The sequence below is a fragment of the Actinomycetota bacterium genome, assembly GCA_035765775.1.
Lineage (GTDB): Bacteria > Actinomycetota > CADDZG01 > JAHWKV01 > JAOPZY01 > DASTWV01.
In genome coordinates, this window is the sequence record DASTWV010000017.1 from 12547 (window position 1) to 25260 (window position 12714).

12 protein-coding genes, 1 tRNA gene and 1 riboswitch are annotated in these 12714 nt (G+C 71.5%); of the genes, 4 read left to right on the forward strand and 9 right to left on the reverse strand.

Annotated features, from left to right (window positions below; all coding sequences use genetic code 11):
* The first annotated feature begins 5 nt into the window (after nucleotides 1-5).
* Nucleotides 6-389, forward strand: a complete 384-nt coding sequence (locus tag VFW71_02840; protein HEU5001702.1) for a thioredoxin family protein — start codon at nucleotides 6-8, stop codon at nucleotides 387-389.
* 114 nt (nucleotides 390-503) lie between these two features.
* On the opposite strand, the gene VFW71_02845 is transcribed toward VFW71_02840, so the two are convergent.
* The 8 genes from VFW71_02845 to VFW71_02880 form a co-directional block, all read right to left on the reverse strand.
* On the reverse strand, nucleotides 504-2849 hold the full coding sequence (locus tag VFW71_02845; GenBank protein HEU5001703.1) for an excinuclease ABC subunit UvrA: 2346 nt from the start codon (nucleotides 2847-2849) through the stop codon (nucleotides 504-506).
* A 79-nt stretch (nucleotides 2850-2928) separates the two neighbouring features.
* A tRNA-Pro gene (locus VFW71_02850) sits at nucleotides 2929-3002 on the reverse strand.
* Between the two features lie 45 nt (nucleotides 3003-3047).
* Nucleotides 3048-4427, reverse strand: coding sequence for a ribosome biogenesis GTPase Der (gene der / locus VFW71_02855; GenBank protein ID HEU5001704.1), 1380 nt, complete (start codon nucleotides 4425-4427; stop codon nucleotides 3048-3050).
* Nucleotides 4420-5082 carry a (d)CMP kinase gene (gene cmk / locus VFW71_02860; GenBank protein HEU5001705.1) on the reverse strand — a complete coding sequence of 221 codons (663 nt, stop codon included), beginning with the start codon at nucleotides 5080-5082 and terminating at the stop codon, nucleotides 4420-4422. The genes der and cmk overlap by 8 nt, the downstream gene beginning before the upstream one ends.
* Nucleotides 5079-6374, reverse strand: coding sequence for a 3-phosphoshikimate 1-carboxyvinyltransferase (gene aroA / locus VFW71_02865; GenBank protein HEU5001706.1), 1296 nt, complete (start codon nucleotides 6372-6374; stop codon nucleotides 5079-5081). The genes cmk and aroA overlap by 4 nt, the downstream gene beginning before the upstream one ends.
* A 71-nt stretch (nucleotides 6375-6445) precedes the next feature.
* Nucleotides 6446-6823 (reverse strand): fluoride efflux transporter CrcB, encoded by a 378-nt coding sequence (gene crcB / locus VFW71_02870; GenBank protein ID HEU5001707.1) that lies wholly within the window; start codon nucleotides 6821-6823, stop codon nucleotides 6446-6448.
* The gene (crcB, locus tag VFW71_02875; protein ID HEU5001708.1) at nucleotides 6820-7347 is read right to left on the reverse strand and encodes a fluoride efflux transporter CrcB; all 528 of its coding nucleotides are present in this window, start codon (nucleotides 7345-7347) and stop codon (nucleotides 6820-6822) included. Before crcB (VFW71_02875) ends, crcB (VFW71_02870) begins: the two co-directional genes overlap by 4 nt.
* Before the next feature lie 22 nt (nucleotides 7348-7369).
* Nucleotides 7370-7431: riboswitch (Fluoride riboswitch) on the reverse strand.
* Nucleotides 7432-7459: 28 nt separating this feature from the next.
* Nucleotides 7460-8104 carry a flavodoxin family protein gene (locus VFW71_02880; protein HEU5001709.1) on the reverse strand — a complete coding sequence of 215 codons (645 nt, stop codon included), beginning with the start codon at nucleotides 8102-8104 and terminating at the stop codon, nucleotides 7460-7462.
* Between the two features lie 350 nt (nucleotides 8105-8454).
* Between VFW71_02880 and VFW71_02885 the strand changes: the two genes are divergently transcribed.
* The 3 genes from VFW71_02885 to VFW71_02895 all read left to right on the forward strand — a co-directional run bounded on the left by VFW71_02885 (nucleotide 8455) and on the right by VFW71_02895 (nucleotide 11893).
* Nucleotides 8455-9675, forward strand: coding sequence for a substrate-binding domain-containing protein (locus VFW71_02885; protein ID HEU5001710.1), 1221 nt, complete (start codon nucleotides 8455-8457; stop codon nucleotides 9673-9675).
* A 103-nt stretch (nucleotides 9676-9778) separates the two neighbouring features.
* Nucleotides 9779-10591 carry an ATP-binding cassette domain-containing protein gene (locus VFW71_02890; GenBank protein HEU5001711.1) on the forward strand — a complete coding sequence of 271 codons (813 nt, stop codon included), beginning with the start codon at nucleotides 9779-9781 and terminating at the stop codon, nucleotides 10589-10591.
* A 3-nt stretch (nucleotides 10592-10594) separates the two neighbouring features.
* Nucleotides 10595-11893, forward strand: coding sequence for an ABC transporter permease (locus VFW71_02895; GenBank protein ID HEU5001712.1), 1299 nt, complete (start codon nucleotides 10595-10597; stop codon nucleotides 11891-11893).
* Nucleotides 11894-11975: 82 nt separating this feature from the next.
* Here the strand turns inward: VFW71_02895 and VFW71_02900 are convergent, their stop codons facing one another.
* On the reverse strand, nucleotides 11976-12698 hold the full coding sequence (locus VFW71_02900; GenBank protein HEU5001713.1) for a transcriptional regulator: 723 nt from the start codon (nucleotides 12696-12698) through the stop codon (nucleotides 11976-11978).
* Between the last annotated feature and the right edge of the window lie 16 nt (nucleotides 12699-12714).

Here is a 12714-nt window from a genome sequence, read left to right on the forward strand (position 1 = left end):
AAGCGATGGCCACCGTCAACCTCACCGGCGACTCCTTCTGGGACACCGTCCGGGCCAACAGCATCGTCCTGGTGGACTTCTGGGCCGAATGGTGCGGGCCGTGCAAGCGTTTCGCCCCGGTCTTCGAGCGGGTGTCGGAGCAGCATCCCGACATCGTGTTCGGCAAGGTCGACACCGAGGCGGAGCCGGCGCTGTCCGCCTCCGCCCGCATCCTCTCCATCCCCACGCTGTTCGTGTTCCGGGAGGGCATCTGCCTGCTCGCCCAGCCCGGGGCGATGCCCGAGGGCGCCCTGACCGAGCTCATCGACCGCATCCGGGGCATCGACATGGACGACCTGCGCCGCCGGATCGCCGAGGAGGACGCCGCCCCGCAGACCCCCCGGGGCTGAGGCACCGCACGGGTAGGGCGGGGCCGAGCCGAGGTCGATGTCGGGGACTTTTGTCCCGGATCGTGGGACTAAAGTCCCCCAGTTCGCCTCGTCGCACCCTTGCCGGGCCGGTCGTCAGCCGGTGTACGCCGCCAGGTGCTCGCCGGTCAGCGTGTTGGGGGCCGCAACCAACGCTGCGGGCGTCCCGGTGAACACCACGCGCCCGCCGTCATGGCCCGCGCCCGGGCCGAGGTCGATGATCCAGTCGGCGTGGGCGATCACCGCCAGGTGGTGCTCGATCACGATGACTGATTTGCCGGAGTCCACCAGCCGGTCGAGCAACGCGAGCAGCTGCTCGACATCGGCCAGGTGCAGGCCGCTGGTCGGCTCGTCGAGCACGTAGATGCCGCCGTCGGTGGCCATCTGGATCGCCAACTTCAGGCGCTGGCGCTCCCCGCCTGACAGGGTCGTCAGGGGCTGGCCGATCCGCAGGTAGCCCAAGCCGACGTCGCCCAGGCGCTCCAGGATCTTGCGGGCGGCCGGGGTCTTCGCCGGCCCGGCACCGAAGAATGCATCTGCCTCGCTGACCGACATGGCGAGCACCTCGCTGATGTCCCGCCCGGCCAGCCTGTACTCCAGCACGCTGGCATCGAAGCGCTTGCCCTCGCACTCCTCGCACACGGTCGCCACGGTGGCCATCACGGCGAGGTCGGTGTAGATGACACCGTTGCCGGCGCAGTTGGGGCACGCCCCCTCGGAGTTCGCACTGAAGAGGCCCGCCTTGACGCCGTTCGCCTTGGCGAACGCATTCCGGATCGGGTCGAGGAGCCCGGAGTAGGTGGCCGGGTTGCTGCGCCGGGAGCCGCGGATCGGGGTCTGGTCGATCGATACCACCCCGGCTCGCTTCGGGATGGAGCCGTGGATGAGCGAGCTCTTGCCGGAACCGGCCACGCCGGTCACGACACAGAGCACGCCCAGGGGGATGTCCACGTCCACGTCGTGCAGGTTGTGCCGGCTGGCATGGCGGACCTCGAGCTTCCCCGTCGGTGCCCGGGGTTCCTGCTTGAGCCGGGCCCGGTAGCTGAGGTGCCGGCCGGTGAGGGTGGCGCTGGCCCGCAGACCGTCGACCGGCCCGGCGTAGCACACGGTGCCGCCCTGCTCGCCGGCGCCGGGGCCGAGGTCGACGACGTGGTCGGCAATGGCGATCACATCCGGCTTGTGCTCGACGACGAGGACGGTGTTGCCCTTGTCCCGCAACGCCACCAGCAGCCGGTTCATGCGCTGGATGTCGTGGGGATGCAGGCCGACGGTGGGCTCGTCGAAGACGTAGGTGACGTCGGTCAGGGACGAGCCCAGGTGGCGGATCATCTTGACCCGCTGCGCCTCGCCGCCGGACAGGGTGCCCGAGGGCCGCTCGAGCGAGAGGTACCCCAGACCGATCTCGACGAATGAGTCGATGATCTGGCGCAGGGAACTGAGCAGGGGCGCCACGGACGGCTCGTCGAGGGCCGCCACCCACCCGGCCAGGTCGCTGATCTGCATGGCGCACGCATCGGCGATGTTGATCTCCCCGATGCGCGACGACCGGGCCGCCTCGCTCAGCCGGGTACCGCCGCAGTCGGGGCAGGCGGTGAAGGTGGCCACCCGGTCCACGAAGGCCCGGATGTGAGGCTGCATCCCCTCCCGGTCCTTGGAGAGCATCGACTTCTGGACCCGGAGGACCAGCCCCTCATACGTCATGTTGATGCCCTCGATCTTCATCCGGACCGGCTCGTGGTGGAGGAAGTCGTGCAGCTCCTGGGCGGTGAAGTCCCGGATGGGCTTGTGGGGATCGAAGAAGCCCGATGAGGCGTAGAGCCGGTAGTTCCAGCCGCCCGTCGTGTAGCCCGGGATGTCCAGCGCACCCTCGGCGAGCGACTTGGTGTCGTCGTAGAGCTCGGTGAGGTCGATGTCGGAGACGCTGCCCCGCCCTTCGCACCGGGGGCACATGCCACCCGTGCGGGTGAAGGACACGTGCTCGGTCTTGGCGCTGCCCCGCTCCACCGTCATCGCCCCGCTGGCCCGCACCGAGGGGACGTTGAAGGAGTACGCCTGCGGCGAGCCGATGTGCGGCTGCCCGAGGCGGCTGAAGAGGATGCGCAGCATCGCGTTGGCGTCGGTGGCGGTGCCGACCGTGGACCGGGGGTCGGCGCCCATCCGCTGCTGGTCGACGATGATCGCCGTGGTGAGCCCTTCGAGGACATCGACGTCCGGCCGGGCCAGGTTCGGCATGAAGCCCTGCACGAACGCGCTGTAGGTCTCGTTGATGAGGCGCTGCGACTCGGCGGCGATGGTGCTGAACACCAGCGAGCTCTTGCCGGAGCCGGAAACGCCGGTGAAGACCGTCAGCCGGCGCTTGGGCAGCTCGACGCTCAGGTTCTTGAGGTTGTTCTCCCGGGCGCCCTGCACCCGGATGACGTCGTGGCGGTCAGCGGGGTCCACTCGGGGCAGGGTAACCGCTCCCGGTGCGCCGGGGCGCAGAACCCCGGTCCCGACGTGGCCGAACAGGTGCTCTTCTCGGTCGGGCTGGCGGGATTTGAACCCACGACCCCTTGACCCCCAGTCAAGTGCGCTACCAAGCTGCGCTACAGCCCGAGGGCCCAATCCTACCGCCCGGGAGTCGCCGGCTCCCGGCTCGGCCTACTCCGCCGCCCGGCCGTGGCGGCGCTCCTGGCGGCGCACCACGAAGTGGATCGGGTTGCCCACGAAGCCGTAGCGCTCCCGCACCTTGCGCTCCAGGTAGCGCAGCCACCCGGGCTGTAGCGTGCCGTTGGCGAACAGCACGATCGTGGGCGGGGCGATCTCGGCCTGCGTGGCGTACAGGACCCGCACCTCCCGGTTCTCGCTCCGGGGGGCGGGTACCGACTGCTGCGCCTCGGCGATGAACTGGTTCAGCTCGGCGGTCGGCACCCGCAGGGTGCGGGCCGCCAGCACCTCATCGATCTTCGGGAACAGCTTCACCGCCCCCCGCCCGGTGAGCGCCGAGGTCCGCACCAGGGGGGCGTAGCCCACGAACGGCAGCTCGGAGATCGCCGCCCGGGCCAGCGCCTTGGCCTCGTCCTCACCTTCCACCAGGTCCCACTTGTTCAGGACCAGGATGATCCCCACCCCGGCCTCCGCGATCTGCCGGGCGATGCGCTGCTCCTGGTGGGCGGCCCCCTCCATGACGTCGACGAGCAGCAGGGCGACGTCGGCCCGGGCGAGCGCCGCCCGGGTGCGGGCGGCCGAGGGGATCTCCAGCCCGTGAGTCTTGGTGCGCTTGCGGATGCCGGCGGTGTCTACCAGCCGGTAGCGCCGGCCCTCCACCTCGATGACCGTGTCCACCGCATCCCGGGTCGTCCCGGGCTCGGCGTGGACCACCGCCCGCTCCTCGCCCACCAGCCGGTTGAAGAGCGAGGACTTCCCCACGTTCGGCCGCCCCAGGAGGGCGATGGCCGCCGCCTCGGGAGCACGCGGCTCCGAGGGGTGCTCGGGCAGCAGGGCCACGATGCGGTCGAGGAGGTCACCGGAGCCGCGGCCATGGATCGCCGACACCGGGTAGGGCTCCCCGAAGCCGAGCCCCCACAGGTCGGCGGCGGCCAACTCGGCCCCGCCGTCGTCCACCTTGTTGGCCACCAGGACCACGGGGGCCTTCTGGCGGCGCAGGCGCTTGGCGAGGGCCAGCTCGTCGGCGGTCACCCCGACGGTGGCGTCCACCACGAAGAGCACCACGTCGGCCCCGGCGATGGCCCCCACCGCCTGCTCGGCCACCTTCCCGGGGAGCCCCTCCAGCCCGCCCACGCCCAGGGCCTCCTCCACGAGCCCGCCGGTGTCCTGCAGGGTGAAGGTGGTGCCCTGCCACGTGGCGTCGACGTCCAGGCGGTCGCGGGTCAGGCCGGGCAACCGCCCGACGATCGGCCCCTTCCGGCCGGCCAGCCGCCCCACGAGCGTGGACTTCCCCACGTTCGGCCGCCCCACCACGGCCACGAGGCCGACCGGGGCCGCGGCGGCCACCACCCCCTCCTCGTCGGACTCAGCCACGGGCACCTCCGCCGGCCAGCCCCACGATCTCCGCCACCACGTCCTCGACGCTGCGCCCGGTGGAATCGATCACGACCGCCCCGTCCGCCACCCGGAGGGGGGAAGCCGCCCGGCTCGAGTCCAGCTGGTCCCGGGCCTCGATCTCCGCCCGCACCGAGGCGTCGGAGGCCTCCGCCCCGCCCGCGCGCAGTTCGGCGGCCCGCCGGCGCGCCCGCTCGGCGGCGTCGGCGGTGAGGAAGACCTTGCACGGCGCGTCGGGCAGCACCATCGTGCCGATGTCCCGCCCCTCCATCACGCCCCCCCGCCGGCTGACGAGCGCCCGCTGGCGGTCGAGCAGCCAGGCCCGCACCGCGGGCTGGGCCGCCACCTGCGACACCGAGGCGGTGACCGGCGGGGAGCGGATGGCGGCGGACTCGTCCACGCCGTCCAGCAGCACCCGGTCCCCGACCAGGTCGATGTCGGTGCCCGGGAGCAGCGCCGCCAGGGCCCGGGCGTCGGAGGGCGCCACACCGGCGCGCAGCGCCTTCAGGGTCACCGCCCGGTACATCGCGCCGGTGTCCACGTGGGGCACGCCCAGGGCACGGGCCACCGCCGAGGCCACCGTGCTCTTGCCCGATCCCGCCGGACCATCGAGCGCCACCACCGGAGCGCTCACGAGGCGAGGCCGCCGAGGGTGTCGAGGAAGCCGGGGTAGGAGATCGCGGTCGACTCCCAGCCCGAGATGGTGACCGGGCCGGTGGCCCCCAGGGCCGCCACGGCGAACGCCATCGCCATCCGGTGGTCGCCCCCGGCATCCACGGCCCCGCCGTGCAGGCGCACCGGCCCGTGCACCACCATCCCGTCGGGGGTCTCGGTGACGTCCGCCCCGAGGGCCCGGAGCCCGCCGGCCAGCACCGCCAGCCGGTCGGATTCCTTCACCCGCAGCTCGCCGGCGTCGCGGATGGTGGTCACGCCCTCGGCCTGGGTGGCGGCGACGGCGACCAGCGGCAGCTCGTCGATGGCGTTGGCCACCACCGGCCCGGCGACATCGGCGCCGTGCAGGGGGCACGCCCGGACCCGCACCACCCCGGCCGGCTCGGGGCCGTCGGCGGTGGCCGCAGCCCCCGGCTCGGCCTCGATGCCCGCGCCCATCAACGCCAGGATGTCCAGCAGCCCGGTGCGCGACGGGTTCAGGCCGACCCCGGTCAAGGTGACGTCGCTCCCGGGCACCAGCAGCGCCGCCACGATCCAGAAGGCGGCCGAGGAGAAGTCGCCCGGCACGTGCAGGAGGAACCCGGGCAGGGGCAGGTGCGGCCCGGGCGGGAGCACCACCGCCGAGCCCTCCCGGGCCAGGGGCACGCCCAGCCACTGCAAGAACCGCTCGGTGTGGTCGCGGGAGGGAGCCGGCTCCCCCAGGCGGGTGGTCCCCGAGGCCTGCAGGCCCGCCAGCAGCACCGCGCTCTTCACCTGCGCGCTGGCGACCGGCATCGGGTAGTCGATGCCATCCAACTCGCCCCCCAGCACCCGCACCGGCGGGCGGTCGCCCGCGGCCAGCTCCACGGTTGCCCCCATCAGGCGCAGCGGGACCGCCACCCGGGCCATGGGCCGGCGGGAGAGTGAGGCGTCGCCCGCCAGCACGCACGATGTGGGCCGCCCGGCGACCGCCCCCGCCAGCAGCCGCATCGTGGTGCCGGAGTTCCCGGCGTCGAGGGCGGCCGACCTCGGCAGCTGCCATTCCAGGCCCTCGATGCCGATCTCGCCGGACGGCCCTCCCGTGGGCTGGGCCAACCCGAGCGTGCGCAGGCACGACAGGGTCGAGGCCACATCGGCCCCGGGCGCCAGGCCCCGGATCACGGACCGCCCCCGGGCCATCGCGGCCAGCATCAGCGCGCGGTGGGAGATTGACTTGTCTCCCGGCACCGCCACCGACCCGCGCAAGCGCTCCACGGGCTGCACCACCACATCCATGCCTGTTCCTCTCTTTGCCCCACTCTTTGCCCCGCTCTTTGCCCCGCCTAGCGGCCCTTCCGACCGGCACGCTACCGGGCGGCCAGCACCAACCCCAGTGCCGCCGCCCCGGCTCCCGCCAGGAGGGTCCCGGCGACGTTGCCGGCTGCGGCCTTCACTTCACCCTCCTCCAGGAGGCGCACCGTCTCGAAGGTGAAGGTCGAGAATGTGGTGTAGCCGCCACAGAACCCGGTGCCCAGGATCACCTTGGGTGTGGCCGGGAACCCATGGTAGAGGGCCAGCCCGGTCAGGATGCCGAGGATCAGCGACCCGGAGACGTTGATCAGCAGGGTGCCCCATGGGAAGTCTCCCCGCGTGCGGCGGTTGACGGCCACGTCCACCAGGTACCGCGCCACCGCCCCGGCAGCCCCGGCCCCCGCCAGGCCGCCCCACACCAGCGGCGACGTCACTGGCGCACCGCCAGCCGACCGAGACGCACGCCCCGGGCGAAGGAGATCCCGACCCACACGGCCACGAAGCCGGCCAGCAGGCTCACGACCGCGTACACCAGCCCCACCCCGGCGTGGCCGTCCTTGGCGAGGAGGTCGGCCTCCACGGCGAACGTGGAGTAGGTGGTGTAGGCGCCCAGGAAGCCGGTGGCGATGAAGGGCCGCAGGTACCTGGTGGGCGGGAACCGTTCCAGGATGAGGACGAGGATCACCCCGAGCGCCAGGCTCCCCGAGATGTTGGTCCAGAACGTGGCCCAGGGGAAGCCGTCCCTGGCCACATGGATCAGCTGGGCCACCTCGTAGCGGGCGGGGGCCCCCAGGGCGGCGCCGAGGGCGATGGCGGCCAGGATGCCGGGGCGCAGCCCAGGCGGGACGCGCGCCCCCGACGGTTCCGGCAGGGAGCTGTCCCGATCGGGGTCGATCGGCAGCTGCGGATCGTGGTGGGTGAGGTGGAGGTGGTGGGCGGCGTCCTCGTGGCGGCTCAACAGCGGGCTCCTGTCCGGCGTCTCGTCGGCAGGAGCCATCAGCCCGGGTGGGCGGTTTCGGCGAGCTCCATCGCCGCGCAGCCGGGGGAGTATAGCGGGAGGCGCCGGCGGGTCAGCCGGCGTGCGGCATGTGCTCCTCCTCGGGATCGAAGGTGTTGCCCTCGGCCGGGATCGGGTGAGCCTGCAGGATCCGGGCCATGTGCACCAGGTTGTGGGCCATCCAGCGGGTGGTCCGCTTGGTGTAGGCATGGTCCTGGCCCACGTCGAGGTAGCTGGGCCCGGGCCCCGCGTCGCCCACCCAGTAGGTGTCGGCGTTCGGCGGGACGGTGCAGCCGAGATGGGTCATGTTGAACAATGTCGTCTCCGCCGCCGAGTGGGCGCCGTCCTCGTTGCCGGTCACCACCACGCCGGCGACCTTGTTGTAGAGCGGGTACTGCCCGGCGGCGTTGCGTTCCTGGTAGGTGCCATCGAGCCGTTCGATCACCAGCTGGCACACGCTGGAGCGCACCCCGAACCAGATCGGCGTGCACATCACGAGGATGTCAGCCGCCTTCACTTTTGCCAGGATCTGGGGCCACTCGTCGCCGTCGCCCTCGTCGGAGGAGGTCCCGGTGAGGACCCGGTAGTCCACCACCCGGACCAGCTCGCTGTCCACCTCCATGGCGTCGAACCATTTGATGACCGTGCGGGCCAGCCCCTCGGTGTGCGACACCGCCGGGGACCGCTTCAGAGTGCAGTTCAGGAACAGCGCACGCAGGGGGGCCACTCCCACCTCCTTAGGTTCGCTCCGCATCCCGCCTTCGGATGCCGCCTGCAGAACCTATCCGATTGGCGAGCAGCTACGCCCCTTTCCGTTCTTGAAACGGGGGGCAACCCGGAGCACACTAGACACAGAGCTGGGCAATTTCGGCCGGAAACGTGCTGGAAATGTCTCAACAAAGCCTACTGGGAGGTCCGCGGCTGTGAGCGCTCGCCGGGTACGCGGGACCCCCTGCCGGTCTTCGCCCCCACCGCCCGGGCACTGCCGAGCCCGCGGTCCCTAATTCCGGGGTGCCGAAAAGCCTCTGATTGGACGTCACCTTTACGTCTGCCGGAATAGGAGGACACATGCATCGGCATCCCACCCGCTCGGCCCTGCTGCCCGCCGTCATGGCGCTCGCCCTCGTGCTGACCGCGTGCTCGAAGAAGACCTCGACCTCCACCGGGTCGGGTTCGTCGAACACCCCCACCGCGGTACCGTCGCTCAGCGCCACCTCGTTCACGCCGGACATGTCGGCGATGGCCCAGCTCAAGGGACTGGCGTCCCAGGGCAAGGGCAACATCGGCGTGCTGCTGCCCGACACGGCATCCTCGGCCCGCTACACCTCCTTCGACCAGCCGCTGCTCACCCAGGCATTCGTGAAGGCGGGCCTGACCCAGGCGCAGTTCGCGGTCGACAACGCCCAGGGCAGCGACAGCACCCAGCTCTCGCAGGCGCAGGCCCTCATCACCGGCGGCGCTACCGTCCTCCTCCTGGACGCGCTCGACTCGGGCACCGGAGCCTCGATCGAGAACTACGCCAAGACCCAGGGCGTCAAGGTGATCGACTACGACCGCCTGGTCCTCAACGGCCAGCGGGGCTACTACGTGAGCTTCGACAACGTGAAGGTCGGCGGCCTGATCGGCTCGGGCGAGGTCTCCTGCGTCACGGCCTGGAACGTGAAGAACCCCCAGGTCTATGAGCTGGACGGCTCGCCCACCGACAACAACGCGACGCTGTTCGCGCAGGGCTACAACGCCGTGCTGAACCCGCTCTACACCAACAAAACCTACACCAAGGTGGGCGAGCAAGCGGTCACCAATTGGGACAACAGCGTCGCCCTCACCGACTTCCAGCAGGCCTACACGGCAAACAAAAACATCAACGCCGTGGTGAGCGCCAATGATGGGCTCGGCAACTCGGTTATTACCGTGCTGAAAAACGCCCACGTCCCTGCCAAGACGGTCCCGGTCACCGGCCAGGACGCCACCCTCGGCGGGCTGCAGAACGTGCTGTCGGGCTACCAGTGCGGCACGGTCTACAAGTCGATCTCGGTGGAGGCGCAGGCTGCCGCCGCCTTGTCGCTGTACGTCCGGGCCGGCCAGACCGCCCCGACCGCGCTCGTGAACGGCACCACCAAGGACACCGGCGCAAACCCGAACGTCGACGTGCCTTCGGTCCTGCTGACCCCGGTGTGGGTCACGACGCAGAACATGGCCTCCACCGTCATCGCGGACAACTTCGTGAAGAAGAGCGACCTCTGTGGCGGCTCGTACGCCAGCCTCTGCAGCTCGGCAGGCATCTCCTAAGCAGCAACGGATGGCACGGCCCGGGGATCCCCGGGCCGTGCCGGAAGGAGTCGACATGCCCGCAAGTACCGCAGGTGCCGCCGCCACGGACGAGGCGCCGGTGATGGCCACCGCCGGCGCGCTGCTCCGGCTGGAGGACGTCGGCAAGCGCTTCGGGGCGGTCCAGGCCCTCACCGGGGTCAACCTCGAGGTCCCCGCCGCCCAGGTCACTGCACTGGTCGGCGACAACGGCGCCGGCAAGAGCGTCACCGTGAAGACCATCTCGGGCATCCATGGCCCCGATGGCGGCCAGATCTACTGGGAGGGCAGGCCGGTACGCATCGACACACCGAAGGACTCGGCTGCCCTCGGCATCAACACCGTGTACCAGGACCTGGCGCTGTGCGACAACCTCGACATCGTCCAGAACATGTTCCTGGGCCGGGAGAAACGCCACCTTCGCCTGCTCTCCGAGGACGACATGGAGAAGGCGGCGGCCGAAACGCTGCGCTCGTTGAACGTCACGACGGTCCGCTCGATCCGCCAGCCCGTGGGCTCCCTCTCCGGAGGCCAGCGCCAGTCGGTGGCGGTCGCCCGGGCCGTCATGTGGAACTCGAAACTGGTGATCATGGACGAGCCCACCGCGGCGCTCGGGGTTGCCCAGACCCGGATGGTCCTGGACCTGGTGCGCCGGCTCGCCGACCGTGGCCTGGCAGTCATCGTCATCTCGCACAACTTGAACGACGTCTTCGAGGTCGCCGACCGCATCGCCGTGCTCTACCTCGGGCGCATGGTGGCCTCCGGCCCCGCCGCCGACTTCGACCGCCAGAGCGTGGTCGAGCTCATGACCACCGGGACGACCACCCGGCGCGGCGGGGGCAACGGCACCGCCTCGCCACCCGCGGCGGAGCCGGTGCCACCGGCTGAGGAGGGCTGAGCCATGGCCACCGTGAAGGACCCCGGTCCCGAGGTCGAGACTCCCCCGCCGGCAACCCCGCCGGAAGCGGTGGTGGCCGCCGCCCCCGAGGTGCTCGCCAACTCCCTGGGCGAGTACGTCCGGGCTTCGTTCCTGCGCATCAAATCCGGCGACAGTGGCGTGCTGCCCGTGCTCGTCGGGCTCGTGGTCATTGCCATCATCTTCCAGAGCCAGAACTCCAACTTCCTCACCGCCGGCAACCTCACGAACCTCCTCGTGCAGGCCGCGGTCTTTATCCTGCTGGGCCTCGCTGAGATCTTCGCCCTGCTGCTGGGCGAGATCGACCTGTCGATCGGCTTCGTGGCCGGCATGGCAGGCGTCGTCACCGTCGAGCTGCTGGCCGCCCCGCGCAACTGGCCCTGGTGGGCGGCGATCCTGGCCGGGCTGGCCGTCACCGCCCTCATCGGCGTCGTGCAGGGCGCCATCATCACCCGGCTCCGCCTGCCGTCGTTCGTCGTCACCCTCGCCGGACTCCTGGGCTTCCAGGGGCTGATGATCCGCATCATCGGCCAGGGCGGCATCGTGCCGATCAACAACAACGTGGTCAACGACCTCGCCAACGGCAACCTGACGGTGACCGCCGGGTGGGTGGTGGCCGTCCTGGGGGTGCTCGCCTACGCCGGCGTCACCTGGCAGCGGGACCGCAGGCGCCGGGCCAGCGGGCTCGTGGCGCCGCCGGTCAGCCTCACCCTGCTGAAGATCCTCGGCGTCGCAGCCGCCGCCGTCGCCCTCCTGCTGGTGTGCAATGCCAACCGGGGCATCGTGCTGCCCATCCAGGGCGTGCCGTGGGTGGTGTTGATCGTGCTCGTCACCTTGGTGGCCTGGACCGTGCTCCTCGGCCGTACCCGCTACGGGCGCTACGTCTACGCCATCGGGGGCAACGCCGAGGCGGCCCGGCGGGCGGGGGTCAACCTGGCCCGCATCCGCACCGCGGCGTTCATGCTGTGCTCGATGACCGCCGGCATCGCCGGCATCGTCTACGCCTCCCGGCTGCGCTCGGTCTCCACCAACCTCGACGGCGGCACGCTCGTCCTCTACGCGGTGGCCGCCGCGGTGATCGGCGGCACCAGCCTGCTGGGCGGGCGGGGCCGGCCGGTCCACGCCGTCCTGGGCGGCATCGCCATCGCCGCGATCGCCAACGGCATGGGCCTGCTGGGCATGGCGGCAGCGACCCAGCTGATCGTGACCGCCCTGGTGCTGCTGGCGGCGGTGACCATCGATGCCGTCGCCCGGCGGGGGCGGGCTGCCGTCGGCACCAGGTAGGACAACCGGACACATCGGCAGGGAACCGCGGAGCCGGGGAAGTGGGCTCCGCGGTTCCCTGCCGGCGCCCGGCTTCCCGGGCTCAGTCCCGGGTGGCCGCGGCCCCCGGGCGGGCCCGGTGCATCGCCACGCAACAGGTCTGCGGGCTGCGCTCGAACCCGGCCTCGAGGTCCTTGACGTCCAGGACCTCGGTCAGGCCCTGCATCAGGGTGAGGTTGGCCCCGCACACCAAGTCGACGTAGTCGCTCGACAGCGGGCTGAACGGGCAGTTCCCCAGAATGAGCCCGCCGCCGTCGGCGTCGGGGCAGGGAGCGAAGCCGCTCTCGTCCAGCACCTCGGCGGCGGCGTCCAGGAGCTGCTGGCGGCTGGGCCGCGGCCCAGCCCGGCGCCGCGCCTCGGCACCCAGCATCGAGCCCACCGCCCGGGCCGACTCCCGGAGGGATTCCCCCGGGTCCTCACCCGACGTCAGGGCCTGGGCCAGCAGGCGGGCCAGCATTTCGTAGCTGCGGGGTGGGATCGTGAGCGACAGCTCCCGGGAGGAGCGGCGGTAGATCTTGGCCGGCCGGCCGGCCCCGGGCCCGGTGCGGCCGCTGAGCCGGCGGTAGTCCGCCACCAGCAGCCCGTCGTCGATCAGGCGGTCCAGGTGGAATGCGGCCAGGGCCTTGCTGATACCGGTGGCCTCGGCGGCCTCCTCCCGCCCGGCCCCCGCCGTCCGGGAGATGACGTAGAGGTAGAGCCGGCGGCGCGTCGGGTCGGCCAGCGACGCAAAGGCGGCGATCCGCGCATCGAGTTCCGTGGATGCCATGGATTACCTCACCCTT